Source organism: Nocardia thailandica NBRC 100428, from assembly GCF_000308795.1.
Lineage (GTDB): Bacteria > Actinomycetota > Actinomycetes > Mycobacteriales > Mycobacteriaceae > Nocardia > Nocardia thailandica.
In genome coordinates, this window is record NZ_BAGK01000159.1 from 17,511 (window position 1) to 41,755 (window position 24,245).

A 24,245-nucleotide genomic window follows, 5' to 3' on the forward strand; every position below is an offset into this window, starting at 1 on the left:
GCTACTACCGGCAGCGGGCGATCGTGCAGATCGCCCGCTTTCCGTTTGTCAGGGCTCGGTGCGGCCGGCGCCGGTGAGGATGCCCTCGATCAGCAGGCCGACCCCGTAGTCGAAGGCGCCGTCCGGATCGGCGGGCGCCTGATACACCTCCCCCGCCGCCGCGCCGACCCGGCTCGCCAGCGGGAATTCCTCGGCAGGCATCACCTCGGCCAGCAGCGGCCCGTGCAGCTCCCACCACCGCGCGTCGCTCATGCGGGCGGCCTCCGCGGCGGCGGCGACCGCGGTGCGGGCATTGCCGGTGGCGAATTCGGTGAGCACCGCGACAGCGCGATCCATGGCGACGTCGTCGAGCCCGCTGCCGTCGAGGGCCGCGAGCTGCCGTTCGTAGCGGCGCATGCGGCCGGGCCCGAGCACCTGCCGCCACGGCGAGACCTCGAGCAGCCAGGGGTGGGCCAGCAACTCGGCGCGCACGGTCGCGGCGAGGGCGCGCAGGCGGTCGCGCACCGGGAGCCCGGCCGGGATCGGCGGGTCGGCGCGGGCGACCTGGTCCACCATGAGCACCAGCAGCGACTCCTTGCTGGGGACGTAGGTGTAGAGGCTCATGGCCCGCAGGCCCAGTTCGGCCGCCACCGCGCGCACCGACACCTTGTCCAGGCCCTCGCGGTCGGCCAGCGCGATGGCCGCGGCGACCACCTCGTCCACCGTGACGGCCGGTTTGGGGCCGCGGGCGGGCACCGGCAGCGGGCGTTCGTGGCGCCACAGCAGGGCCAGGGTGCGGGCGGCCTGCTCGGCCGGGGTCTCGGTGGGCTCGGCCACAGCGCTCCTGAGGGGACCTGGCGGACGGGAACAAACTGGGTACAGTGTACGTTGATCGGCTATTCCGTACACCATACGGCAATGAAGGAGTCCGCCCTGCCCCCCATCCAGGCCACCTACCTCCCCGACCGTCACCTCTTCGCCCTGTGGACCTGGGCGGGCACCGGCCCCGGCCGCCCGCCCGAGGTCCCCGGCGACGCCGAACCGGTCCGGCTGGCGCTGCCCGCGGGGACCGCGCTCACGCCCGCCGAGGTCGCGGCCACCGTGGTCGCCGCCGACGCCCTCGCCGCGCTGCCCGCCGATCGGCTCGCCCCCTCGGCCGCGTCGTGGCGGGCCGTCCTGGACACTCTTCCCGGCGACACCCACGACGGCGGGCCCGCCGACGCCGCGGCGACGCAGCTCCCGCCGGCGGCGCACGCCGTCCCCGACGCGGTGGGCACGGCGATCGTCTCGGCGGCCTACGCCGTGGGCGTCCTGCGCCGGACCCACGACATCGCCCACGACCTCGATACCGGCCTGACCGCCCGGCTGCGCCCCTACCAGCAGCGCGGCGTGAGCTGGCTGCACGAGGCGGTCGCCGCACACGGCGGCGCGGTCCTGGCCGACGAGATGGGTCTGGGAAAGACCGTGCAGGCCATCGGTTTCCTGCTCGGACGGTCCGGGGACGGGCCGCAGCTGGTGGTCTGCCCGACCTCGCTGGTCGGCAACTGGACACACGAACTGGCGAAGTTCGCGCCCGGCCTTCGGGTCCGCGCCTGGCGGGGCGGGGACCTGTCCGCCGCGGCGGGCGAGGTCGTGGTGACCGGCTACCCCACCCTGCGCCTGCACGATCAGGCCGCCGCCGTCGCCTGGGCGAGCGTGGTCTTCGACGAGGCGCAGGCGCTGAAGAACCCGCGCACCCAGGTGTCGAAGGCGGCGCGCGCGCTGCCCGCGGCCGCGCGGGTCGCCCTGACCGGCACCCCCGTGGAGAACCACCTCGACGAGCTCTACGCCCTGCTGAACCTCACGGCCCCCCGGCTGTTCGCCCACCGCACCCAGTTCCGCCGTCGCTACGCCCGCCCGATCCAGGAGGGCTCGGCCGCCGCGGCCGCGCGGTTGCGCGACGCGATCTCCCCGATCGTGCTGGCCCGCCGCAAGGCCCAGGTGGCCGCGTCGCTGCCCGCCAAGATCCACACCGACCTGCTGTGCGACCTGACCGCCGAACAGGAGAAGCTCTACGACCAGGTGCTCGACCGGGCGGTCGAGGCGGGCTTCGGCGCGGGCGCGCAGCGGCAGAGCCGGGTCCTGGCCGCGCTGACCACGCTCAAGCAGGTCTGCAACCATCCCGGCCTCGTCTCGGGCGACCTGTCCGAGATCGCGGGCCGCTCCGGCAAGATCGACCTGCTCACCGACATCGTGGCCACCAACCTCGACAACGCGGCCCCCACCCTGCTGTTCACCCAGTACCGCGGCACCGGCGACCTGCTGGTGCGCCACCTCGGCGAGCGATTCGGGCTCACGGTGCCGTTCTTCCACGGCGGGCTGACCCCGCCGCAGCGCACCGCCCTGGTCACCGAGTTCCAGGATCCGGACGGCCCGCCGGTGCTGGTGCTGAGCCTGCGCGCGGCGGGCACCGGGCTCACCCTCACCCGCGCCGCCGACGTCGTCCACGTCGACCGCTGGTGGAACCCGGCGGTCGAGGCACAGGCCTCGGACCGCGTGCACCGGATCGGGCAGACCCGCACCGTCACCGTCACCACCCTGACCTGCGCGACCACCGTGGAGGAGCACATCGCGGCCCTGCACTCCCGCAAGTCGGCGCTGACCGACCTGTCCGACGACGCCGGGATCGCCGCGCTGGCCCGCCTCGACGACGACGCCCTGCTCGACGTGCTGCGCCGCAAGAGGGAGAACTGATGCGCAACAACGAATTCGGGTACACGCCGTGGGGCATGGACTGGGTGCGCCTGGCCGAGCCGCTGCGCCAGACCCGTCCCGATCCGCTGCTGCCGCGCGCCCGCAGCATCGCGCGCAACCACGGGGTCGTCGCCGAGATCGAGGGGCGCGTGGTGCGGGCGCACCTGCATCGCGGCGGCGCGGCCTCGGTGGCGCACGTCGAGATCGCCCCGCTGACCCGCGCCGCCGTGACCGCCACGGCGGCGCTCATCGATCCCGCGGCGCTCACCGACGACGACCACCGCGCCCTGGTGGCGGCGGGCCTGTCACCCGCGCCCACCGTGGCGAGCACCGACTGCTCGTGCTCGGCTCGCAGCGCCCGCTGCGTGCACGTCCTCGCCGTGCTCTACGACCTGGCGGGACGGGTCGACGAGGACCCGCGGCTGGCGCTGGCGCTGCAGGGCTTCTTCGACGGCGCCGCCGCCGAGCCGGACCGCTCGGCCGAGCTGGCGCGGTGGACCGCGCTGACCGCGATCGACCCGGCGACCTTCTTCACCGGCTGACCCGCGCTCGACCCGGCGCCGCCGTCGGGTGCGCCGGGCTCAGGCGTTCGTGCCCCCGTCGACGGTGAGGAACGCGCCGGTGATCGATCCGCCCGCCGGCCCGGCGAGGAAGGCGACGAGTTCGGCGATGTCGGTGGCGGCGCCGAAGCGGCCGAGGGCGTTGAGGGAGCGCTGGAACGCGGCGTGTTCGCCGTCGGCGGGGTTCATGTCGGTGTCGGTGGGTCCGGGTTGGATCAGGTTGACGGTGATCCCGCGCGGCCCGAGTTCGCGGGCCAGCGCCCTGGTGAAGCCGTTGAGCGCGGACTTGGACAGGTTGTAGAGGGCGAGCCCGGCGAACGGCGCGCGGTCGGTGAGGTTGGAGCCGATGCTGATGATCCGCCCACCCGCGCCGAGGTACGGCAGCGCCGCCTGCCCCGCGACGAAGGCCGCGCGGGCGTGCACGTGCAGGGCCCGGTCGATCTCGTCGAGGGTGAATTCCCCGTAGGGCTTGGCCGGGAAGATCCCGGCGTTGTTGACCAGGATGTCCAGGCCGCCCAGCGCGGTGGCGGCCTCCTCCACGGCGGCGCGCACCTGGTCGGCGTCGGCGCTGTCGGCCCGCACCACCAGCGCGCGGCGGCCCAGCGCCTCGATCTCGGCGGCGACGGCTTTCGCCGCGGTCTCGTCGGCGCGGTAGGTGAGCGCGACGTCGGCGCCCTGGGCGGCCAGGCGGCGGGCGATGGCGGCGCCGATGCCGCGGCTGCCGCCGGTCACCAGGGCGACGGGTGCGGTCGTGGTGGTCATGATCCCTCTTTCTGTATCGGTCACTACAGAACTACGGCACCACAGGAGATCCACTGCGGTCAAGAGTTTTCATAATGATCACTACAGAAATATTCGCGGCCCCGCCCGGGCTATCCTCGACGATCGGCACAGAAAGGAGCCGCGCCATGGCAGACCGGGGCCGCCCCCGCGCCTTCGACCGCGACGCCGCCCTGCGCCGCGCCATGGAGGTGTTCTGGGAACGCGGCTACGACGGCGCGTCGATGAGCGAACTGACCAGCGCGATGGGCATCAACACCCCCAGCCTCTACGCCGCGTTCGGCGACAAGGAGGCCCTGTTCCGCGCCGCGGTCGAGCTCTACGGCGCCCACGAGGGCGGCCGCACCGCGCGGGCCCTGCGCGAGGAGCCGACCGCACGCGCCGCGATCGAGGCGATGCTGCGCGACAACGTCGCGGTCTACACCACCCCCGGCACGCCCCAGGGATGCATGGTCGTCCTCGCCGGGGGCACGTACACCGAGCGCACCGCGAGCGTGCGCGAATTCCTCGTCGACGCCCGCCGGGCCACCTCCGCGAGCATCCGCGACCGGCTCGAGGCCGGCCTGGCCGCGGGCGAGCTCCCCCCGGGCACCGACCCGGCCGCGCTCGCCGCGTTCTACACCTCGGTGCTGTTCGGCCTCTCGGTGCAGGCCCGCGACGGCGCGAGCCACGCCGAACTCACCGCCGCGGTCGACTGCGCCATGGCCGCCTGGCCCGGCTGACCCGTCAGCGCCTGCGCAGGGCCGCGATCCGCTCGCCCAGCTGCTCGGCCGTGGCCAGCGCCGTCGGCGGGCCGCCGCATTCGCGCCGCAGCTCGCCGTGGATCACGCCGTGCGGCTTGCCGGTCCGGTGGTGATGCATCGCGACCAGGCTGTTGAGCTCCTTGCGCAGCTCACCCAGCTTGTCCGCCGTGGCGACCCGCTCGTTGACCGCCGCGGGCGGGGGCGGCGGCGCGGCGACGGCCGCGCTGCGCTCGCTGAGCTGACGGGTCTGGCGGTCGCGCAGCAGCGCCCGCATCTGGTCGGCGTCCAGCAGGCCGGGGATACCGAGGTAGTCGGCCTCCTCGTCGCTGCCCGCGATGGTGGCGGTACCGAAGGACGACCCGTCGTAGATGACCTGGTCGAGCTCGGCGTCGGCGGCCAGGGCGACGAACTTGCGTTCCTCCTCGCCCGGCTCGTCCTTCTGCTTGTTGGCGTCGATCAGCAGCTCGTCGTCGAGGGCGTTCTTCTCGCGGTGCGGCTTGCCGATGACATGGTCGCGCTGCAGCTCGAGCTGCGCGGCCAGGTCGAGCAGCACCGGCACCGAGGGCAGGAACACGCTCGCGGTCTCCCCCGGGCGCCGCGCCCGCACGAAGCGGCCGATGGCCTGGGCGAAGTACAGGGGCGTCGAGGCGCTGGTCGCGTAGACGCCGACCGCGAGGCGCGGCACGTCGACGCCCTCGGACACCATGCGCACCGCGACCATCCACGCCTGGTTGCCCGCGGCGAACTCGCTGATCCGCTGCGAGGAGGTCGGGTCGTCGGACAGCACCACCGCGGGCTTCTCGCCGCTGATGTGCTCGAGCAGCTCGGCGTAGTCGCGTGCGCGTTCCTGATCGGTGGCGATCACCAGGCCGCCCGCGTCGGGCATGCCGGAGGCGCGCAGCTGGCGCAGGCGCGTGTCGGCGGCCCGCAGCACGGCCGAGATCCAGTCGCCGGCCGGGTCGAGGGCCGTCCGCCACGCGCGGGCCGTCTGCTCGGCGTTGAGCGGCTCGCCGAGGCGGGCGGTGTGTTCCTCGCCCGCGCTGTCGCGCCAGTGCGCGTCGCCGGAGTAGGCCAGGAAGACCACGGGCCGCACGACGCCGTCGGCGAGCGCGTCGGCGTAGCCGTAGGAGTGGTCGGCGCGGGAGCGCTCGTGCCCGGACTCGTCGGGCTCGTAGGTGACGAACGGGATCTTGGCGTCGTCGCTGCGGAACGGGGTTCCGGTCAGCGCGAGCCTGCGGGTCGCGTCGCCGAAGGCCTCCTCGGTGGCCTCGCCCCAGCTCTTGGCGTCGCCCGCGTGGTGGATCTCGTCGAGGATGACCAGGGTCCGGCGGTTCTCGGTGCGCACCCGGTGCCGGGTGGGGTGCGCGGCGACCTGGGCGTAGGTGACCACGACGCCGTGGTAGTCGCCGGAGGTGCCGCCGGTGCTGTTGGAGAAGCGCGAATCCAGCGCGATCCCCGAGCGCGCGGCCGACTGCGCCCACTGGTGCTTGAGATGTTCGGTCGGCGCGACCACGGTGACCTGGTCCACCGTGCGGTCGGCCAGCAATTCCGCGGCAACCCGCAGGGCGAACGTCGTCTTGCCTGCTCCCGGGGTCGCGACCGCCAGGAAATCGCGGGGTTTGGTCGTCAGATACTTCGTCAGCGCCCGCCGCTGCCAGGCACGAAGGGATCCGCTCGGAGCGCGGACCGCCGCCGGCTCCCCCGGTGTTTCCGCATATCTCGCCGCAGCGGCGCCACCCGGTCCAGTCACGCCCTCGACCCTAACCGGCCGGGGCGGCGTGTCGCCAAACCGACGCGGGGCACGGCGATCCGTGTCACAACGTACCCGCCGTTCACCTGATGACCGGCGACACGACGCCGCCCGGTCCGGCACGCGCGCCCGGGGTAGGACATGCTGATAACCGAGATGAACGCCGAGCACGTCCGGTCCGCGGACACCCCGCCGCCGCGCCCGGTGCCCGCCCCGGGCGCCGGGGACCCCGGCGCGGACACGCCCGGGCAACCGTCCGGCGAACCGTCGTGGCCGCGCCGCTGGTCGCGCACGGTGTGGCGGGTCGCCGCCCGGGTCGCGGTGAAGTCGTGGGACGACTCCATATTCAACAAGTCCGCCGCCGCCGCGTTCTGGCAGATGCTGTCGCTGGCGCCGCTGCTGCTCGGCCTGCTCGGCTGCCTCGGCTTCGTGGGCGGCTGGTTCGGCCCCGACACCGTGCAGATCGTGGAGAGCAAGATCATCACCTTCAGCCGGGAGTTCTTCAGCCCGTCGGTGGTCTCCGACCTCATCGAGCCGACCGTCGACGACGTGCTCGGCCGCGGCCGCGGCGTGGTCGTCTCGGTGGGCTTCGTGCTGTCGCTGTGGGCGGGGTCCTCGGCGATGTCGACCTTCGTCGACGCCATCGTCGAGGCGCACGGCCAGGCCGACGCGCGGCATCCGGTGTGGCAGCGGATCTTCGCGCTGCTGCTCTACATCCAGTTCCTGCTGGCCGCCGTGCTGATCCTGCCGCTGGTCGCGCTCGGCCCGAGCCTGATCGGCAAGGTGCTGCCCGACGGGTGGCGCGAGCCCGGGCTGCGGCTGATCGACACGTTCTACTATCCGATCGTCGGCCTGCTGCTGGTGGTCGGCCTGGCCACCCTCTACAAGGCGGCGCTGCACCGCTCGCTGCCCTGGCACCGGCTGTTCTGGGGCGCGGTGGTCGCGGGCGTGTTCTTCATGGCCGCCAGCGACCTGCTGCGCCGGTACCTGGCGTGGGTCACCGGCACCGGGGTGAGCTACGGCGCGCTGGCCACCCCGATCGCCTTCCTGCTGTTCACCTATTTCCTCGGCTTCGCGGTGATCCTCGGGGCGGAGTTCAACGCCACGGTGCAGGAGTTCTGGCCCGCGCGCGCCACCCGCATCGAACAGGTCAAGGAATGGCTGGCCACGCAGATGCGCGACGACGAAAACGGAGCCGAGGACGCAGCCGCAGCCGGAGCGGCACCCGGAACCGAACCCGGCGACAGCGTCGGCGAATCGACCGCCGCCCCGGCCACCGGGGCGGCGGTGGTGCCGGAGAAGCCGGCGGGGCCGGGTCAGTCGCCCTTGCGCAAGCTCTCGTAGACCTTCTTGCAGTCCGGGCAGACCGGCGAGCCCGGCTTGGGCGAGCGGGTCACCGGGAACACCTCGCCGCACAGGGCGACGACCATGGTGCCCATGACGGCGCTCTCGGCGATCTTGTCCTTCTTCACGTAGTGGAAGAACTTGGGGACGTCGTCGCCGGTGGTTTCGTCGGTGTCGGTATCCGGGTGGACCAGAGTGTCAGTACTCACGCCCTCCATGATGCCGTATCGCGCGCCCGGCCCGCTGACCAGCCGCGTGTGCGCCGCCGGGGGCGCAGTGGAAGACTGGAGCCATGCAGTCCCACGGCGAGCCCCCGGCCGACGACCGATCCGATGCCACGGCCGGCGATGCCGCCGACGCCGGTTCGGAGACCCGTCCGCCGCGCCCGGAGGTGCTGCCGCCCACCGCGCAGGCCGGCTACTTCCCCGGCAGCGATCGCCGCCATCCGGCCCTGATCACCGAGGCCGCGCCCTCCCTGGAGGACCAGCACCGGGCCCGGGTCCGCCGCTACACGATCATCATGGCCTTCCGGATCCCCTGCCTGATCCTGGCCGCGCTGGCCTACAGCGCCTTCGCCAGTCCGCTGCTGTCGATCCTGATCATCGCCGCCTCGATCCCGCTGCCGTGGATCGCGGTGCTCATCGCCAACGACCGCCCGCCCCGCCGCAAGGACGAGCCGAGCCGCTGGGACGGGCGCCGCAACCAGATCGCGCTGGAATCACGCGGGCACAACGCCCTCGAGTGAGGGCGCCGCGCCGGTGGGGCGGCGGATCAGCGCGGACATGATCGCCGCGCCGCCGCACAGCGCCCCGGCCAGGTACCAGGCCAGGTCGTAGGAGCCCTGCGCGTCGCGGATGAATCCGGCCGCGCTCGCCGCCGCGGCGGCGCCGAGCTGGTGCGAGGCGAAGACCCAGCCGAAGGCGACCGGGCCGTCGTCGCCGAACAGTTCCCGGCACAGCGCCACCGTCGGCGGGACGGTGGCGATCCAGTCCAGCCCGTAGAAGATCACGAACACCCACATGCTCGGCGCTACGTGCGGGGCGAGCAGCGCGGGCAGGACCAGCAGCGACAGCCCGCGCAGGCTGTAGTAGCCGACGAGCAGGTAGCGCGGGTCGACGCGGTCGGTGAGCCAGCCCGAGGCGATGGTGCCCGCCACGTCGAAGACGCCGACGAGCGCGAGCAGGCCCGCCGCGGTCGTCGGGGGCATGCCGTGATCGTGGGCCGCGGTGACGAAGTGGGTGCCGACGAGGCCGTTGGTGGAGGCACCGCAGACCGCGAACCCGCCCGCCAGCAGCCAGAATCCGGGCTTGCGTGCGGCCGCCGCGAGCACCGTCAGCGCGCGTCCCGCCCCGCCGGTGACCGCCACGCGCAGCCCGGCGGTCGAGCCGGGTGGGGCGCCGTAGGCCCGCAGGCCGAGGTCGCTGGGGTAGTCGCGCACCCACAGCAGTACCAGCGGGACCACGGCCAGCGCGGCGGCGGCGACGATGAGCGAGGGCAGCCGCCAGCCGTGCGCGTTCGCCAGCGTCGCTACGACCGGCAGGAAGATCAGCTGGCCGGTCGCCCCCGCGGCGGTGAGGATGCCGGTCACCAGTCCGCGGCTGCGCACGAACCAGCGCCCGGTCAGCGTCGCCACGAACGGCATCGACATGGACCCGACTCCGATGCCGACCAGCAGTCCCCAGGTCGCGACGAGCTGCCAGGGCCGGGTCATGAACACGGTCAGCCCGCTGCCCGCGGCGATGAGGACCAGCGCGCAGGCCACGACCCGGCGCATGCCGAAACGGTCCATCAGCGCCGCCGCGAACGGCGAGATGAGCCCGTAGAGCAGGATGTTGAGCGAGACCGCGGTGGAGATGGTGCCGTGCGACCAGCCGAATTCCTCGTGCAGCGGGTCGAGCAGCACGCTGGGCACCGAGCGGAACCCGGCCGCGCCGAGCAGGGTCACGAAGCCGACGGCGGCCACGATCCAGGCCGGATGCGGGAACCGCGAGGCGGGCGGCGGCGCGTCGGTCGCCGGGCGGGCCTGTTCGCCGTCGCCGGGGACCCGCAGCTGGGTATCGGTCACTCCAGCCAGCCTGCCGGATCGGCGCGGCCCCGGCGAGTGGCAGCCGTGCCACGTTTCGACGAGATCCTGCCAACACCGGCGCACGCGCCGAAAGCACTCGACAGCGCCGCCGAGGGCCGCCTAGCGTCGCCGGGGTGAGCGGTACCGGGAAGGGAGACGGCATGATTCGCTGGATGTGGGTGTTCCTCGACCGCCCCGCCGCCGCGTTCGACGACTGCGTGCGGTTCTGGTCCACCGTGACCGGCTCGGCCGTGTCGGCGCCCCGCGGCGAGCACGGCGAGTTCGTCACCCTCCTGCCCCCGGCCGGGACCCCGTGGCTCAAGCTCCAGGCCGTCGGCGACGCGGGCGGGGTCCACCTCGACCTCGACGTGGACGACATCCCGGTGGCGATCGACGCGGTGGTGACCCTCGGCGGGCGCCTGATCGGCGACCGGGACGGCTACGCGGTCATGGAATCCCCGGCGGGGCAGACCTTCTGCCTCACCCCCTTCCAGCACGCCGCCGCGCCGGACGCGACGGGCACGGCCGTGCCCCCCGTGTCGCCGCCGTTCGTCGCGCCCGACGGCACCGCCAGCCGGGTGGACCAGGTCTGCCTCGACCTCGCGGCCGGGGCGATCGACGGCGACCGCGCGTTCTGGTCCGCCCTCACCGGCCGGCCCGCGACCCCCTCGCCGCTGCCCGAATTCACCCGGCTGCGTTCGGGTTTCCCCTTCCCGCTCGACCTGCTGATCCAGCGCCTGGACGCGCCCCGGCCCGCGGGCGCCCACCCGGACCTGTCCTCCACCGACCCGGCGGCCACCGCCGCCTGGCACGAATCCCTGGGCGCCACCCGGGTTTCCGACGGGGATCGCTGGATCGTGCTGCGCGACCCCGGCGAGGCGCTGTACTGCGTGACCTCGCGGGATCCCTATCGCGCGGCCTAGACGGCGCGCGCCGCGCACGGCCGGTCCTGCGCGGTCCCCGCCCGCGCGGGGCTGGCAGAGTATCGGCGTGCCTACGAACCCCGAGACCACCGTCGATTCCCCGCTCGTCACGCTGGCCCCGGCGCTGCGCGCCGCGCTGAGCCGGGTCGGGTACACCGCCGACAACCTCCTGGACACCCTCGGCCCCGACGTGCACGCCGCGCTGGGCCGCCAGGAACCGGTGCCGGTCCGGCGCGCGGCGCTGCGCGCGGGCGAGGTGGGCACGCTGATCCGGCTGCTGCTGCTCGGGGACGCGCTGCCCGAACGCGAGGTCGCCGCCGCGCTCGCGCCGGTCGGGATCGACGCGGCCATCGGGGCGGGCCTGCTGGCCCGCGACGGCGGCGAGATCCGCGCCGCCCTCGACCTGCGCCCCCTCGACGCCGGACAGGGCAACCGCTGGATCCTGTCCGACCTCGACGACTCCATGCGCAGGCGCACCCTCACCGAGGACCACGTGCTCGGCGTCGGCCACGCGTCGCTGTCGCTGCTGCGCGCCACGCCGACCGAGCCCGTCGGCACCGTGCTCGACCTCGGCACCGGCTGCGGCGTCCAGGCCGTGCACGCGGCGGGCTACGGCGGGCGGGTGACCGCCACCGATGTCAACCCGCGCGCGCTGTGGCTGGCACGGGCGACCGCGGCGCTCAACGACCTCGACATCGAGTTCGTCGAGGGCTCGTGGTTCGAGCCGGTCGCGGGGCGACGCTTCGACCAGATCGTGGCCAATCCGCCGTTCGTCGTCGGGCCCGCCCGGGTCGAGCACACCTACCGCGACTCCGGCCTCGCCCTCGACGGCGCCAGCGAACTGGTGGTCTCCCGCGCCGCCGACCTGCTGGCCCCCGGCGGTACGGCGGCCATGCTGTCGGCCTGGGTGCACCGCGACGGGCAGGACTGGCGCAGGCGCGTGTCGCAGTGGCTGCCTGCCGACGGCGTCGACGCCTGGGTCGTCCAGCGCGACGTCGCCGATCCCGCCCTCTACGTGGGGACCTGGCTGCGCGACGCCGGTCTCGACCCGCGCGACCCCGCCGCCCAGGCGCGCGCCGAACAGTGGCTCGACGCCTTCGCCGCCGCCGACGTGGAAGGCATCGGCTTCGGTTTCGTCTACCTGCGCGCGATCGACGGCCCCACCGAGCTCCTGGCCGAGGACCTCACCCACGGCTTCGACGACCCGCTCGGCGACGAGGCCACCGACTACTTCGCCCGCTCGGCCTGGCTGCGCGGCGTCGCCGCCGATCCCGATCTGGCGTGGTCCGCGCGCTTCGCCCCGGGCGCGGCGACCGCCCTGGAACGCGTCTACCTGCCGGGCGAGGCGGGCTGGGCGCCGGAGGTGACCCGCCTGCACCGCGGCGACGGGCCGCGCTGGCAGCACGAGGTGGACGAGTCGACCGCCGCGCTGGTCGCGGGAATGCGACCGGACGGTCTGCCGTTGTACGAGCTGCTCGAACTCCTCGCGCTCGCCGACGGAGCCGAGGAGGTGACCGGCGAATTCGCCGCCGCGGCGCTGGGGGTCGTGACCGGGCTCGTCCGCCACGGACTGATCCGCCCGGTCTGACGCGCCGCCGCGCGACGGTGGGCGCGCCCAGCGGTTCCGGCACAGGGTTCTTCTCAGGAACTTCTCAGGGGTATGGCTGAAAAACCGCAGCTCAGAGCTGTTTATCACAGCCGTCTCCGGGAACTTTCCCTATGTCGGGTCCGTTGATCGGAGTGAGACACCACCGACAGGAGGCAAGTCATGACCAGCCCCGCCACAACTCGTGTGCGCCCCAGCGATTCCGATCTCGACGCCCAGAGCCCCGCCGCCGACCTGGTACGCGTGTACCTGAACGGGATCGGCCGCACGGCGCTGCTGACGGCCGCCGACGAGGTCGAGCTGGCCAAGCGCATCGAGGCGGGTCTGTACGCCCAGCACCTGCTCGAGACCGGCAAGCGCCTGTCCGCGACCCGCAAGCGCGACCTGGCGATCCTGGTCCGCGAGGGCCAGGCCGCTCGCTCGCACCTGCTCGAGGCCAACCTGCGCCTGGTCGTCTCGCTCGCCAAGCGCTACACCGGCCGCGGGATGCCGCTGCTGGATCTGATCCAGGAGGGCAACCTGGGCCTGATCCGCGCGATGGAGAAGTTCGACTACGCCAAGGGCTTCAAGTTCTCCACCTACGCCACCTGGTGGATCCGCCAGGCGATCACCCGCGGCATGGCCGACCAGAGCCGGACGATCCGCCTGCCCGTTCACCTCGTGGAGCAGGTGAACAAGCTGGCCCGGATCAAGCGCGAACTGCACCAGCAGCTGGGTCGCGAGGCCACCGACCAGGAACTGTCCGCCGAGTCGGGCATCCCGGTGGAGAAGATCGCCGACCTGCTCGACCACAGCCGCGACCCGGTATCGCTGGACATGCCCGTCGGCAACGACGAGGAGGCCCCGCTCGGCGACTTCATCGAGGACTCCGAGGCCACCTCGGCCGAGTCCGCGGTCATCGCGGGGCTGCTGCACCACGACGTGCGCAGCGTGCTGGCCACGCTCGACGAGCGCGAGCAGCAGGTGATCCGCCTGCGCTTCGGCCTCGACGACGGCCAGCCGCGCACCCTGGACCAGATCGGCAAGCTGTTCGGCCTGTCCCGCGAGCGGGTCCGCCAGATCGAGCGCGAGGTCATGTCCAAGCTGCGCAAGGGCGAGCGCGCCGACCGTCTGCGCGCCTACGCCAGCTGATCAGTCCTCTCCGCCGGGCCGGTCCCGCGGCCCGCGGAGATCCCGACGCCGACCGGCGTCCGCGGCAGTCCCCTCCTGCCCGCGGCCACCGGTCGGCGTTTTCGTGTCCTCAGCGCTGGTCGACCTCGACGTCGTAGTTGACGGTGTCGCCGTCCACCGAGGTGACCGTGACCGTCACCCCGAGGGTGTCGGCGCCCGCGGTGAGAGTGCAGCGCATGGTCGTGCCGACCGTGCCGTCCAGGTCGCCGGGGCAATCGATCCGGTCGGGCACCTGCCCGGCCTGCTCGGCCAGGGTCGCCGAGACGGACCGTTCGAGCTCGGCCTCCTCGACGGTGACGTCCCCGGCGGGCGCGGCCGAGGTCGTCGTGGGCGCGGGGGTCCGGGTGACGGTCGGCGCGGCCGGGTCGACCTTCACGTCGTAATTGACGGTGTCGCCGTCGACCGAGGTCACGGTGACCGTGGCGCCGAGCGTCTCGCCGCCCGCGGTCACGGTGCAGCGCATGCTCTCGCCGACCTCGCCCTTCAGGTCGCCCGGGCAGTCGACCTTGTCCGGCGTCTCGCCGACCTGGCCCGCCAGGGTCTGCGACACCGATTTCTCCAGGTCGGCCTCCTTCACCTCCGCTCCCCCGAACTGGACCGAACAACCGGCCAGGGACAGCGCGAGCGCGGACAGGACCGCGGCGGCAGTGATCTTCATGGGGCACCTCTCGAGAAGCGAGCAACGCTGGTCGCGACAAGATCGGACGATCCGTTGATCGATGTTAACCGCGTGACCTGCGCGGATCCCCCAACTCAGGCGAGGCGGCGCGGACCGGTGTCGAACCGGCTCGGTTCGGGGCCGATCCGGACCCGCGCGTAGAGGATCGCCACGGACTCCGGCGCGGCCAGGATCGGATCGCAGACCAGCTCGCGCAGTTCGGGCACGTCGTCGAACAGGGCCGAGATCCGCTGGGCCACCTCGGCCAGCCCGCCGGTGTCCGTGCCTGCCAGCAGCGGGGCGGCCCGCGGCGCGGCGATGAGGGCGTCGGCGTCCTCGGCGGTCAGCGGCAACGCGCGGTAGGCGCGGTCGCCGAGCAGGTCGATGATCGTGCCCGAGAGCCCGAACCCGATCACCGAACCGAACGACGGGTCGTCGCGGACCTGCAGCAGGCAGCCCACGCCCTTGGTGGCCATGGCCTGGATGTGCAGTTCGGGATCGCCGCAGATCTCCACCAGGTCCCCGTAGGCCCGCCGCACGGCGTCGGGGCCCCACAGGTCGAGGCGGACCCCGACCAGGTCGGGCCGGTGCCGCCACAGCGCCCCGGTGGCCTTGGCCGCCACGGGGTAGCCGAGTTCCTCGGCGGCGGCGACGGCGGCCTCGGCGTCGCCGACCACCCGGAAGTCGACGACGTCCAGCCCGTAGCAGGCCAGCAGCCGCACCGCCTCGAGATCGTCCAGCCAGCGCGGTCCCCCCTCCGCCAGCCAGCCCGCCACCAGCCCGCGAGCGGCCTCGGCGTCGAGGCCGGCGGGCCGGGCCGTCGGCGAGACCGGCCGGGCACGCCAGCTCGCGTAACGCTGGACCCTGGCCAGGGCCCGGGCCGCGCGCTCGGGGTCGGGATAGGACGGGATCGAGCCGCGGGCCGCCGCCCCGCCCGGTCCCGGCACCACCAGCTCGGCCGGGATGCCGGATTCGGCGAGGAAGGTCGCCAGCACCGGCTTGTCGGGGACCTCGGCCGCCGCGACCCGCAGCGCGTCGCCGAAGCCGTCCATGGGGACCGGCACCGGCGGCGCGACCACCACGATCACCGCGTCGACCTGCTCGCTGCGCAGGGCCGCCACCACCGCCTCGCGGTAGTCGCCCGGCGTGGCGGCCGGCCCGAGATCGACGGGGCCGCCTGCGCGCCCGTCGGCGAGTTCGGGTTCCGGCGGGTCCTGGTTCCGGCCCGGGTCCTCGCCACGCTCCCGGCCGCCGAACAGCGCCTCGACGCCCAGGCGCAATCCGCGCGCCGCGCCGCGCCGCTTCTCCCGATGCATCCGCTCGTCGGCCGGCTCCGCCGGGCCGTCGCCGGTCGCCGCGCCGGGCCGCGCGCGCCGCTCGGTGGGCCGGGCCCCGGCTCCGTGGGGACCGCCGGGCCGCCGGGCGCGCAATCCCTCGGCGGTGACCGCGTCCACGGCGAGCCAGTTCAGCGCGGCGCTGTTGCCGATGACGGCCACCCGCGGCCCGGCGGGCAGCGGCTGGCAGGCGAGCAGGGCGGCGCAGTCGAACAATTCGGAGATGGAGTCGACCTGGATGAGCCCGGCGTGCGCGAACAGGTCGCGCATGACGGTGCGGTCGGTGCCGGGGCCCGCGGCGGCGCGGCCGCTGCTGACCGCGACGATCGGCTTGCCCCTGGCCACCCGGCGGGCCAGCCGGGAGAACTTGCGCGGATTGCCGAAGCTCTCCAGGTAGAGCAGGATCACCTCGGTCGCGGGGTCGCCGTCCCAGTACTGCAGCAGGTCGTTGCCCGAGACGTCGGCGCGGTTGCCCGCCGAGACGAAGGTCGACAGCCCCAGGGTGCGCTGCGCCGCCTCGGCCAGGATCGCCGCGCCGAGGGGACCCGACTGGCAGAAGAACCCGATGCGCCCGCGTCCGGGCAGCACGGGGGCGAGGGTGGCGTTGAGCGAGACCGCCGGGTCGGCGTTGGCGATGCCGAGCGCCGCGGGTCCGACCACCCGCATGCCGTGGCCGCGCGCGGCGGCGACGAGGTCGGCTTCGGCGGCCAGCCCGTCGGGACCGGTCTCCCCGAAGCCGGCGGTGAGCACCACCAATCCCTTGACGCCCTTGGCCATACAGTCGTCGAGTACCGACCCGATCGCCGCGGGCGGCACCGCGACCACCGCGAGGTCGACCTCGTCGGGGATCTCGCGCACCGTCGGATACGCCCGCACCCCCTGCACCGACCGCCTGCGCGGGTTGACCGGGAACACCGGCCCGGTGAACCCGCCCGCGAGCAGGTTGGCCAGGACCGCGCCGCCGATCCGTTCGCGGCCCGCGCTCGCCCCGATGACCGCCACCGAGCCCGGCGTGAGCAGGTTGCCTACGCTGCGCGCCTCCGAGGCCGCCTCGCGGGCGTCGCGGACCGCGCGCAGCGCCTCGGTGGGGTCGATGGCGAACTCGAGGTGCAGTTCGGCGCCGTCGCGGCTGTGCTGGATCTGGTAGCCCGCGTCACGGAACACGGTCACCATCGCGGCGTTCTCGGCCAGCACCTCGGCGACGAAGGCGCCGATGTCGTTCTCCGCGGCCGCGCCCGCCAGGTGCTCGAGCAGGATCGAGCCGAGGCCGCGGCCCTGATGGTCGTCGGCGACGACGAAGGCGACCTCGGCGGCGCGGGCGCCCTCGCGCGGGAGCAGTTCGTAACGGGCGACGCCGATGATCGTCTCGCCCAGCAGGGCGACCAGCCCGACCCGGTCGTGGTAGTCGACGTGGGTGGTGCGGTACATGTCGCGGGGCGAGATCCGGGGATACGGCCCGAAATAGCGCAGGTACCGAGTGCGTTCGGAGAGCTGGTCGTGGAACCGGTGCAGGGCCTCGGCGTCGGCGGGCACGATGGGGCGGATGCGCACCACGCCGCCGTCGGCGGCGAGCACGTCGCCGAACCACTGCGCGGGCGGGGGCGGCGGCTCGGCCGGGGTGTCCGGGGTGTCGGGCAGCAGCGGCTCAGTCACGGGGATCCTCCGGGTCGAGGCCGAGCAGGCCGAAACTGGCCCGGCGCGTGGCCGATACGGCCATGTCGACCGCGCGCAGCGCCCGCACCCGGTCGCCCGCCAGGGTCTCGGGGGTGCCGCCCGGCCCGTCCCAGCGGCGGAACGCCACGTCGCCGCCGTCGCCCATGGTGGCGGGCGGCTGCACCCGTGGGGCCGCGGCGCGGACCTGCTCGGCCCAGTCCGCCGGCACCGGCGTCGCCGGGTCGACCGGCCGGTCCAGCGCGATGGCCAGCAGGTGGGTCCAGGCCCGCGGCACCACCCGCACGACGCCGTAGCCGCCGCCACCGACGGCCAGCCACCGGCCCTCGGCGTAGGTGTCGGCGAGCTCGCGCATCGCCAGGAACGCCGCGCGCTGGCCGTCGACGGTCAGTTCGAGGTCGGCGAGGGGGTCCTCGCGGTGGGTGTCGACCCCGCACTGGCTCACCACGATCTGCGGACGGAAGGCGGCCACCGCGCCCGGCACCACCGCGTGGAAGCCGCGCAGCCATTCCGCGTCGCGGGTGCCGGGCAGCAGCGGCAGGTTGATCGAGGCGCCCTCCCCCGCGCCGACTCCGGTCTCCTCCGGCCAGCCGGTGTTGGGCCACAGGGTGGCCGGGTGCTGGTGCACCGACACGGTGAGCACGCGGGGGTCGCCGTAGAACGCGGCCTGCACCCCGTCGCCGTGGTGCACGTCGACGTCGAGGTAGGCGATGCGGTCGAAGCCGTGGTCGAGCAGCCACGAGATGGCCACGGCCACATCGTTGTACACGCAGAAGCCCGAGGCCGCGTTCGGCATCGCGTGGTGCATGCCGCCGCCGATGCTGACCGCGCGGCGGGTGCGGCCTGCCGCGATCTCCCGCGCGGCGGCCAGGGTTCCGCCGACGATGACCGACGCGGCCTCGTGCATGTGCGGGAAGACCGGGTTGTCGGCGGTGGCCAGCCCGAACGCGGTGTCCTCGGGAGCGGGCGGTCCGGAAGAGGCCCGCTGCACGGCCTCGATGTAGGCGGGGCTGTGCACCCGCAGCAGCTCGGCCCGGCCCGCCGGTGCGGGATCGAGACTTTCGACACCCTCGAGCACGCCGAGACTCCGCGCCAGTGACATGGTGTATTGCAGGCGTGCGGGTTTCATCGGATGGTCCGGGCTCCACGAATAGCCGAGGAATCGCTCGGTCCACACGACCGTCCCCGCCCGCGGGTGGTGCGGCACAGTGACCATGCTCGCCACGCTAGCCGGAAGCAGGCTCACCCGTCCGTTGTTGACATGCAGTAGAAATAACGCCGCAGCCGGACGCGGCCGCGCGGTGGGGTCTCCACCGCCGCCGTGGCACGCCGGGACGGCGCACCGACGAACCCGCGCACGCAGGTAGAATTCATCCCGACGAAGGGGTAACAGGTGAAGGATCTGGTCGACACCACGGAGATGTATCTCCGTACCATCTACGACCTCGAGGAGGAGGGGGTGGTGCCGCTGCGCGCGCGCATCGCCGAACGCCTCGAGCAGAGTGGTCCCACGGTGAGCCAGACGGTGGCGCGCATGGAACGCGACGGCCTGCTCCAGGTCGCCGGCGACCGGCATCTGGAACTCACCGACAAGGGCCGCGCGATGGCGGTCGCGGTCATGCGCAAGCACCGGCTCGCCGAGCGCCTGCTGGTCGATATCATCGGCCTCGAGTGGGAGAACGTGCACGCGGAGGCCTGTCGCTGGGAGCACGTGATGAGCGAGGAGGTGGAGCGCCGCCTGGTCGAGGTGCTCAACCACCCGACCACCTCCCCCTACGGCAACCCCATCCCCGGCCTGGACGAGCTGGGCATCGCCGACGCGCTGACCGCCGAGGAGCAGCTGGTGCGGCTCTCGGAGCTGCCGACGGGCACCGTGCACGCGGTGGTGGTGCGGCGGCTGGCCGAGCACATCCAGACCGATCCCGAGGTCATCGGCCGGCTGCGCGAGGCGGGCGTGGTCCCCGACGCCCGCGTGACCGTGGAGAACAAGCCGGGCGCGGTGGTGATCACCGTGCCGGGGCACAGTGGGTTCGAATTGTCCGACGAGATGGCGCACGCCGTCCAGGTGAAGCTGGTCTGATCCGTGAAACTTCTGGTGACCGGCGGTGCCGGCTACGTGGGCGGCGTCTGCGCCCGGGTCCTGCTCGACGAGGGGCACGAGGTCGTCGTGGTCGACGACCTCTCGACCGGCAACGCCGACGGCGTGCCCGAGGGCGCCCGGTTCGCCGAGGGTGACATCGCCACCACCGCGCCCGCGCTGCTGAAGGCCGAATCCTTCGACGGCGTCCTGCATTTCGCCGCGCAGTCGCTGGTCGGCGAATCGGTGGAGCGGCCGGAGAAGTACTGGCAGGGCAACGTCGTCAAGACGCTGACCCTGCTCGAGGCCATCCGCGAGACCGGCACCCCGCGCCTGGTGTTCTCGTCCACGGCCGCGGTGTACGGCGAGCCGGAGCAGGTACCGATCACCGAGGCCGCGCCCACCCGCCCGACCAACCCCTACGGCGCGACGAAGCTGGCCATCGATCACGCCATCACCTCCTACGCGACCGCGCACGGTCTGGCCGCGACCAGCCTGCGCTACTTCAACGTCGCCGGCGCGTACGGCGGGCTCGGCGAGAACCGCGTGGTGGAGACCCACCTGATCCCGCTGGTGCTGCAGGTCGCGCTCGGGCACCGCAAGGCGATCTCGGTGTACGGCACCGACTGGCCGACCCCGGACGGCACCTGCGTCCGCGACTACATCCACATCCGCGACCTGGCCCAGGCCCATCTGCTGGCGCTGTCGCAGGCCCAGGCGGGCAGTCACCGCATCTTCAACCTCGGCTCGGGCACGGGTTTCTCCGTGCGCGAGGTCATCTCGGCGTGCGAGCGGGTCACCGGCCTGCCCATCGCGGCGATCGACGCCCCGCGGCGCGCGGGCGATCCCGCCGTGCTGATCGCCTCGAGCGAGCAGGCGGAGGCCGAGCTCGGGTGGCGGCCCGAGCACAACGATCTCGACGAGATCGTCACCGACGCCTGGTCCTTCCTGCGGTCGCTGGGCGAGCGGGCGCACAGCGCCCGCTGATCGCGTCCTCACCGGCACACCGGCCCGAGGTCGACGCCCAGTTCCGCGGCGATCGCGTGGCCGCTTTCGGCGAGTCTGCGCAACCGTTCCGGGCGCAGGCCGCTCTGCAGGGCGGCCTCGAGCAGCACCGCCATCGGATGCGTGGCGTCGGCGTCGGTGGCCGCGGCCAGCGCGATCCCGGCCAGCGGCCCGTCGCCGCGCAGGTAGGCGCTGAATCCGGCCAGCGCGGCGGCCTCGGCGCGATCGGTGCCCGCGGTGACCCGGCACAGCTGGATCCACAGCGCCTCGGCCGCGCCCGCGTATTCGCCGAGGGCCAGCCCGTACAGCGCGTCGCGCAGCACCCGGTCGGCCAGCAGCGCGGCGAGCTGGGCCAGTTCCAGGTCGGTGCGTGGTTCCCCGTCGGCGTGCCCGGCGATCTGCCACAGCGTCCATTCCAGTGCACCGCGCCGGTAGGCGGCCTCGCGGTCGGCCCGCGCCGCGGCGGTCAGCGCGTCGGCGAAGCGCGCCCGGGCGGCCGCCAGTTCGTCCAGCACCGCGTCGACGCGCCCGCGCTCGGCCACGACGAGATCGGTCAGCTCCCGGCGGCTGCGCCGGATCTGTTTGCCGTCGAGGACCTGCGCCACCGCCACCGGGGAGGCCGCCGGATCGCGCACGGTGCCCGCGTGCGGTCCACGCAGATCGCGGTAGGGGGCGCCGCGGACGATCCGCTCGACCCACCACAGCCCGCCCAGCCCGGGACCCGCCGCGTCGAGCGCGGCGAACAGCGCCGCGCGGCGGCGGGTGCCGGCCCCGCGGTCGTCGACGACGACGGCGAGCAGGTCGATCGCCCGCTCGCGCACGCAGAGGGTGCCGAGGCAGTCGGCGAGGCGGTCGGGCGCGTCCGGCCCGGTCAGGGCGTCGAGGTCGAACCGGACGACGGCCTCGATGCCCGCCGTGCCCGCCCGCGGCCCGTGGCACAGCACGCCGACGACCAGGGACCGTTCGGGGACGAAGCCGAGCAGGGCCGGGAGGGCGGCGATGAGTTCGCCGGGGTCGCCGATCCGCAGCGGCGGCGGCACCGCGACCGGATAGCGCGGCACGGTGTCGGCGCAGGTCAGCGCCCGGGGGAAGGGTGCGCCGCGGCGCAGGCGGCGTGGGGAGTTCGTCGGGGGTGTCATGGCGTCCACCCTGCGCCGGGCGCGGGCCACGGCCGCGGCGGTGACCTGGGCTTTCCCCTGCCCTGTTGGCGAGCGGTGTGCCTGTGGACGGCGGCGCCCTCGCGGACCCCCGCGGGCGCGGACCTGTCGGTGGTGCCTGCTACGCCCCGGCGGGGCTACCGCCGCACGGTGCGCACGGCGGTGGCGAACAGGTCGTCGACGGCGGCGGCGTCGACCGCGCCGTCGCCGAAGGTCATCGAGGTGACGGTGATGCGGACGTCACCGATCTGCCCGACCGAGGTCTGCATGGTCTGGGTGAGCCCGCGGCCGCCGACGGCGGGAACGACGGTGCGCCGCAGCGAGATCGCGTCGTCGGCGCCGGCAGGCACCCGGGTGTCGAGCGTCGTGGTGACCGTGGATCCGGCGCCCGCCCGCTCCACCGTCATCGTCGGGCAGCCGGCCAGCTGGGCGCGCAGCGCGCCCAGCGGAGCGTTCGTGCGGGCCAGCTCGACCGTGAGCGTGGCCCGGCTGGCGTCGTCGGTGCCCACGGCCACGGCGGTGCGGTCCTCGCCCGGCTCGGATTCCGGCGGCGTGCAGCCCGGCGGGTCGACGCGCGCGCCCTGCCCGACGCCGTCGAGATCGCCCGCGGCGGCCACCGCGGCCTGCGCGGGCAGCACGACCGCCGGGTAGCGCGGCGGGAACTGCGCCGGGGTGGGCAGCAGCTGGGCGAGCGGGGTGTCGATGTGCCGCACGACCGCCGCGGTCTCGGCCACCGGGCTCCCGGAGACCAGGTCGCCGCACCCGGCGGCCGCGCACAGCAGCAGGCCCGCCCCGGCCGCCCGCAGCACCGGCCGCGGGGTCCGGCTCCGGTTCCCGCCGTCGCGCACCTGGTTCACGAGCTCCACTGTGCCCTACGGCCGATGTCGTGGTCGGCCGCCACGCCGGGGAATGCCGGGTCGCGCCGGGCTGTTGTCAGGAGTCGGGCCCCGCGCTGCGCGGGGAGTCTGCGGTGCCCGTGCGGGCATGGGGGACAATGGAGACCGGGCCGTCACGCCACCGCGCCCGGCACGAGGACCAGAGGAAGGAGATGGCGATGGACTACGAGTCGCGCATGTACGAGTTGGAGTTCCCCGCGCCGCAACTGTCCTCGGCCGACGGGTCCGGCCCCGTGCTGGTGCACGGCCTCGAGGGTTTCACCGACGCCGGGCACGCGGTCCGCCTGGCGACCACCCATCTGCGCGAGAGCCTGGAATCGGAGCTGGTCGCCTCCTTCGACGTCGACGAGCTCCTCGACTACCGTTCGCGGCGCCCGCTGATGACCTTCGAGACCGACCGTTTCTCGGCCTACGCCGACCCCGAGCTGAACCTGTGGGCGCTGCGGGACACCGCGGGCACCCCGTTCCTGCTGCTGTCGGGCCTGGAACCGGATCTGCGCTGGGAGAAGTTCACCACCGCGGTCCGCCTGCTGGCCGAACAGCTGGGCGTGCGCCGCACCATCGGCCTGAGCGCGATCCCGATGGCCATCCCGCACACCCGCCCGCTCGGCGTGACCGCGCACTCCTCCGACCGCGACCTGATCGGCGATCACCAGCGCTGGCCCGGCGAGCTGCAGGTGCCGGGTTCGGCGTCCTCGCTGCTCGAGTTCCGCATGGCCCAGCACGGGCACGAGTCGCTCGGCTTCTCCGTGCACGTGCCGCACTACCTGGCCCAGACCGACTACCCCGAGGCCGCGCAGACCCTGCTCGAGAACGTCGCGGGCAACGCGGGCCTCGAGCTGCCGCTCGCCGCGCTCGGCGAGGCCGCCGCGCGGGTGCGCGAGCAGGTCAACGAGCACATCGCGGGCAACTCCGAGGTGGAGACGGTGGTGACCGCGCTCGAGCGCCAGTACGACAGTTTCGTGACCGCCCAGGAGCGTCAGTCCAGCCTGCTGGCCTCCGACGGCGAGCTGCCCAGCGGCGACGAACTCGGCGCGGAGTTCGAGCGGTTCCTCGCCGAGCAGGGCGGCTACGGCGAGGAGCCCGGCGACCGGCCGGTCTGAGCCGTGGGCACGGCCACCGCCGCGCACCCACTAGGGTGTGCGGGGTGGATCTGACCGACCTGCTGGAAATCCCGGGGACCGACGCCGACGCGCTCTACGAGTCCTTCGGCCTGTGGGCGGCCGAGAAGGGCACGCCGCTGTATCCGGCGCAGGACGAGGCGATCATGGAACTCGCCTCGGGCGCCAACGTCATCCTCAACACCCCGACCGGCTCGGGCAAGTCGCTCGTCGCGGTCGGCGCGCACCTGTTCGCGATGACCAACGGGCAGCGCAGCTACTACACCGCACCCATCAAGGCGCTGGTGAGCGAGAAGTTCTTCGCCCTGTGCGAGGTCTTCGGCGCCGACAACGTCGGCATGGTCACCGGGGACGCCGCGGTCAACGCCGACGCCCCGATCATCTGCGCGACCGCGGAGATCCTGGCGAACCTGGCGCTGCGCGAGGGCGCCGACGCCGACGTCGGCCAGGTGGTCATGGACGAGTTCCACTTCTACGCCGACCCCGATCGCGGCTGGGCCTGGCAGGTGCCGCTGCTGGAGCTGCCGCGCGCGCAGTTCCTGCTGATGTCGGCGACCCTGGGCGAGGTCGACTTCTTCGCAGGCGACCTGGAGCGCCGCACCGGCCGCCCGACCGCCGTGGTCTCGGGCACGGAACGCCCTGTGCCGCTGACCTTCTCCTACGTGCGCACCCC

Annotated in this window: 22 protein-coding genes; 12 read left to right on the top strand and 10 right to left on the bottom strand. The window is 73.9% G+C overall.

Annotated elements, in window-relative coordinates; translation table 11 throughout:
• Positions 1–48: 48 nt before the first annotated feature.
• Positions 49–816, bottom strand: coding sequence for a TetR/AcrR family transcriptional regulator (locus tag ON36_RS16775; protein ID WP_245558109.1), 768 nt, complete (start codon positions 814–816; stop codon positions 49–51).
• A gap of 81 nt (positions 817–897) precedes the next feature.
• Between ON36_RS16775 and ON36_RS16780 the strand changes: the two genes are divergently transcribed.
• Both ON36_RS16780 and ON36_RS16785 read left to right on the top strand, forming a co-directional pair.
• Entirely contained in the window at positions 898–2,712 is a 1,815-nt protein-coding gene (locus ON36_RS16780; protein ID WP_052314061.1) for a DEAD/DEAH box helicase, read from the top strand.
• A complete protein-coding gene (locus ON36_RS16785) occupies positions 2,712–3,254 on the top strand; it encodes an SWIM zinc finger family protein (RefSeq protein ID WP_043654003.1) in 543 nt (180 codons plus the stop codon). The genes ON36_RS16780 and ON36_RS16785 overlap by 1 nt, the downstream gene beginning before the upstream one ends.
• Positions 3,255–3,293: 39 nt before the next feature.
• Here the strand turns inward: ON36_RS16785 and ON36_RS16790 are convergent, their stop codons facing one another.
• On the bottom strand, positions 3,294–4,034 hold the full coding sequence (locus ON36_RS16790; RefSeq protein ID WP_043654005.1) for an SDR family NAD(P)-dependent oxidoreductase: 741 nt from the start codon (positions 4,032–4,034) through the stop codon (positions 3,294–3,296).
• Positions 4,035–4,180: 146 nt separating this feature from the next.
• Between ON36_RS16790 and ON36_RS16795 the strand changes: the two genes are divergently transcribed.
• Positions 4,181–4,774 (top strand): TetR/AcrR family transcriptional regulator, encoded by a 594-nt coding sequence (locus tag ON36_RS16795; protein ID WP_043654008.1) that lies wholly within the window; start codon positions 4,181–4,183, stop codon positions 4,772–4,774.
• A 4-nt stretch (positions 4,775–4,778) separates the two neighbouring features.
• On the opposite strand, the gene ON36_RS16800 is transcribed toward ON36_RS16795, so the two are convergent.
• Positions 4,779–6,437, bottom strand: a complete 1,659-nt coding sequence (locus ON36_RS16800) for a DEAD/DEAH box helicase (RefSeq protein WP_245558111.1) — start codon at positions 6,435–6,437, stop codon at positions 4,779–4,781.
• A gap of 249 nt (positions 6,438–6,686) precedes the next feature.
• Between ON36_RS16800 and ON36_RS16805 the strand changes: the two genes are divergently transcribed.
• Complete coding sequence (locus ON36_RS16805) at positions 6,687–7,889, top strand: YihY/virulence factor BrkB family protein (RefSeq protein ID WP_245558110.1); 1,203 nt, start codon at positions 6,687–6,689, stop codon at positions 7,887–7,889.
• Here ON36_RS16805 and ON36_RS16810 read toward each other — a convergent pair.
• A complete protein-coding gene (locus ON36_RS16810; protein WP_043654053.1) occupies positions 7,862–8,098 on the bottom strand; it encodes a DUF3039 domain-containing protein in 237 nt (78 codons plus the stop codon). The two genes, ON36_RS16805 and ON36_RS16810, sit on opposite strands and share 28 nt — an antisense overlap.
• A gap of 83 nt (positions 8,099–8,181) precedes the next feature.
• Here ON36_RS16810 and ON36_RS16815 point away from each other — a divergent pair, with 83 nt between their 5' ends.
• Entirely contained in the window at positions 8,182–8,634 is a 453-nt protein-coding gene (locus ON36_RS16815; RefSeq protein ID WP_083885190.1) for a DUF3099 domain-containing protein, read from the top strand.
• Here ON36_RS16815 and ON36_RS16820 read toward each other — a convergent pair.
• Positions 8,608–9,954: an MFS transporter gene (locus ON36_RS16820; protein ID WP_052314063.1), complete on the bottom strand. Its 1,347-nt coding sequence runs from the start codon at positions 9,952–9,954 to the stop codon at positions 8,608–8,610. The two genes, ON36_RS16815 and ON36_RS16820, sit on opposite strands and share 27 nt — an antisense overlap.
• A 161-nt stretch (positions 9,955–10,115) precedes the next feature.
• On the opposite strand from ON36_RS16820, the gene ON36_RS16825 reads away from it, so the two are divergent.
• The 3 genes from ON36_RS16825 (at position 10,116) to ON36_RS16835 (ending at position 13,614) form a co-directional block, all read left to right on the top strand.
• Positions 10,116–10,877, top strand: coding sequence for a VOC family protein (locus tag ON36_RS16825; protein ID WP_043654011.1), 762 nt, complete (start codon positions 10,116–10,118; stop codon positions 10,875–10,877).
• A gap of 67 nt (positions 10,878–10,944) precedes the next feature.
• Positions 10,945–12,465: a DUF7782 domain-containing protein gene (locus ON36_RS16830; protein ID WP_052314064.1), complete on the top strand. Its 1,521-nt coding sequence runs from the start codon at positions 10,945–10,947 to the stop codon at positions 12,463–12,465.
• A gap of 180 nt (positions 12,466–12,645) precedes the next feature.
• Positions 12,646–13,614 (top strand): sigma-70 family RNA polymerase sigma factor, encoded by a 969-nt coding sequence (locus tag ON36_RS16835; RefSeq protein WP_043654013.1) that lies wholly within the window; start codon positions 12,646–12,648, stop codon positions 13,612–13,614.
• Positions 13,615–13,723: 109 nt separating this feature from the next.
• On the opposite strand, the gene ON36_RS16840 is transcribed toward ON36_RS16835, so the two are convergent.
• From ON36_RS16840 to ON36_RS16850, 3 genes are all read right to left on the bottom strand, one after another.
• A complete protein-coding gene (locus ON36_RS16840; protein ID WP_052314065.1) occupies positions 13,724–14,311 on the bottom strand; it encodes a DUF4333 domain-containing protein in 588 nt (195 codons plus the stop codon).
• 95 nt (positions 14,312–14,406) lie between these two features.
• Positions 14,407–17,298 (bottom strand): bifunctional acetate--CoA ligase family protein/GNAT family N-acetyltransferase, encoded by a 2,892-nt coding sequence (locus tag ON36_RS36250; protein WP_043654015.1) that lies wholly within the window; start codon positions 17,296–17,298, stop codon positions 14,407–14,409.
• Positions 17,291–18,532 (bottom strand): acetoin utilization protein AcuC, encoded by a 1,242-nt coding sequence (locus ON36_RS16850; RefSeq protein ID WP_052314066.1) that lies wholly within the window; start codon positions 18,530–18,532, stop codon positions 17,291–17,293. Before ON36_RS16850 ends, ON36_RS36250 begins: the two co-directional genes overlap by 8 nt.
• 177 nt (positions 18,533–18,709) lie before the next feature.
• Here ON36_RS16850 and ON36_RS16855 point away from each other — a divergent pair, with 177 nt between their 5' ends.
• The gene (locus ON36_RS16855; protein WP_043654018.1) at positions 18,710–19,396 is read left to right on the top strand and encodes an iron-dependent transcriptional repressor DtxR; all 687 of its coding nucleotides are present in this window, start codon (positions 18,710–18,712) and stop codon (positions 19,394–19,396) included.
• 3 nt (positions 19,397–19,399) lie between these two features.
• Positions 19,400–20,380 carry a UDP-glucose 4-epimerase GalE gene (gene galE, locus ON36_RS16860; RefSeq protein WP_043654020.1) on the top strand — a complete coding sequence of 327 codons (981 nt, stop codon included), beginning with the start codon at positions 19,400–19,402 and terminating at the stop codon, positions 20,378–20,380.
• 8 nt (positions 20,381–20,388) lie between these two features.
• Here the strand turns inward: galE and ON36_RS16865 are convergent, their stop codons facing one another.
• Together ON36_RS16865 and ON36_RS16870 are read right to left on the bottom strand one after the other, a co-directional pair.
• Positions 20,389–21,537 (bottom strand): DUF4192 domain-containing protein, encoded by a 1,149-nt coding sequence (locus ON36_RS16865; protein ID WP_157224896.1) that lies wholly within the window; start codon positions 21,535–21,537, stop codon positions 20,389–20,391.
• Positions 21,538–21,692: 155 nt separating this feature from the next.
• Positions 21,693–22,412 carry a sensor domain-containing protein gene (locus tag ON36_RS16870; RefSeq protein WP_043654069.1) on the bottom strand — a complete coding sequence of 240 codons (720 nt, stop codon included), beginning with the start codon at positions 22,410–22,412 and terminating at the stop codon, positions 21,693–21,695.
• Positions 22,413–22,609: 197 nt separating this feature from the next.
• Here ON36_RS16870 and ON36_RS16875 point away from each other — a divergent pair, with 197 nt between their 5' ends.
• Entirely contained in the window at positions 22,610–23,554 is a 945-nt protein-coding gene (locus ON36_RS16875; RefSeq protein WP_043654075.1) for a proteasome assembly chaperone family protein, read from the top strand.
• Positions 23,555–23,598: 44 nt separating this feature from the next.
• Positions 23,599–24,245, top strand: a 647-nt coding sequence (locus tag ON36_RS16880; RefSeq protein WP_043654023.1) for a DEAD/DEAH box helicase, incomplete at its 3' end; no start/stop codon positions are given.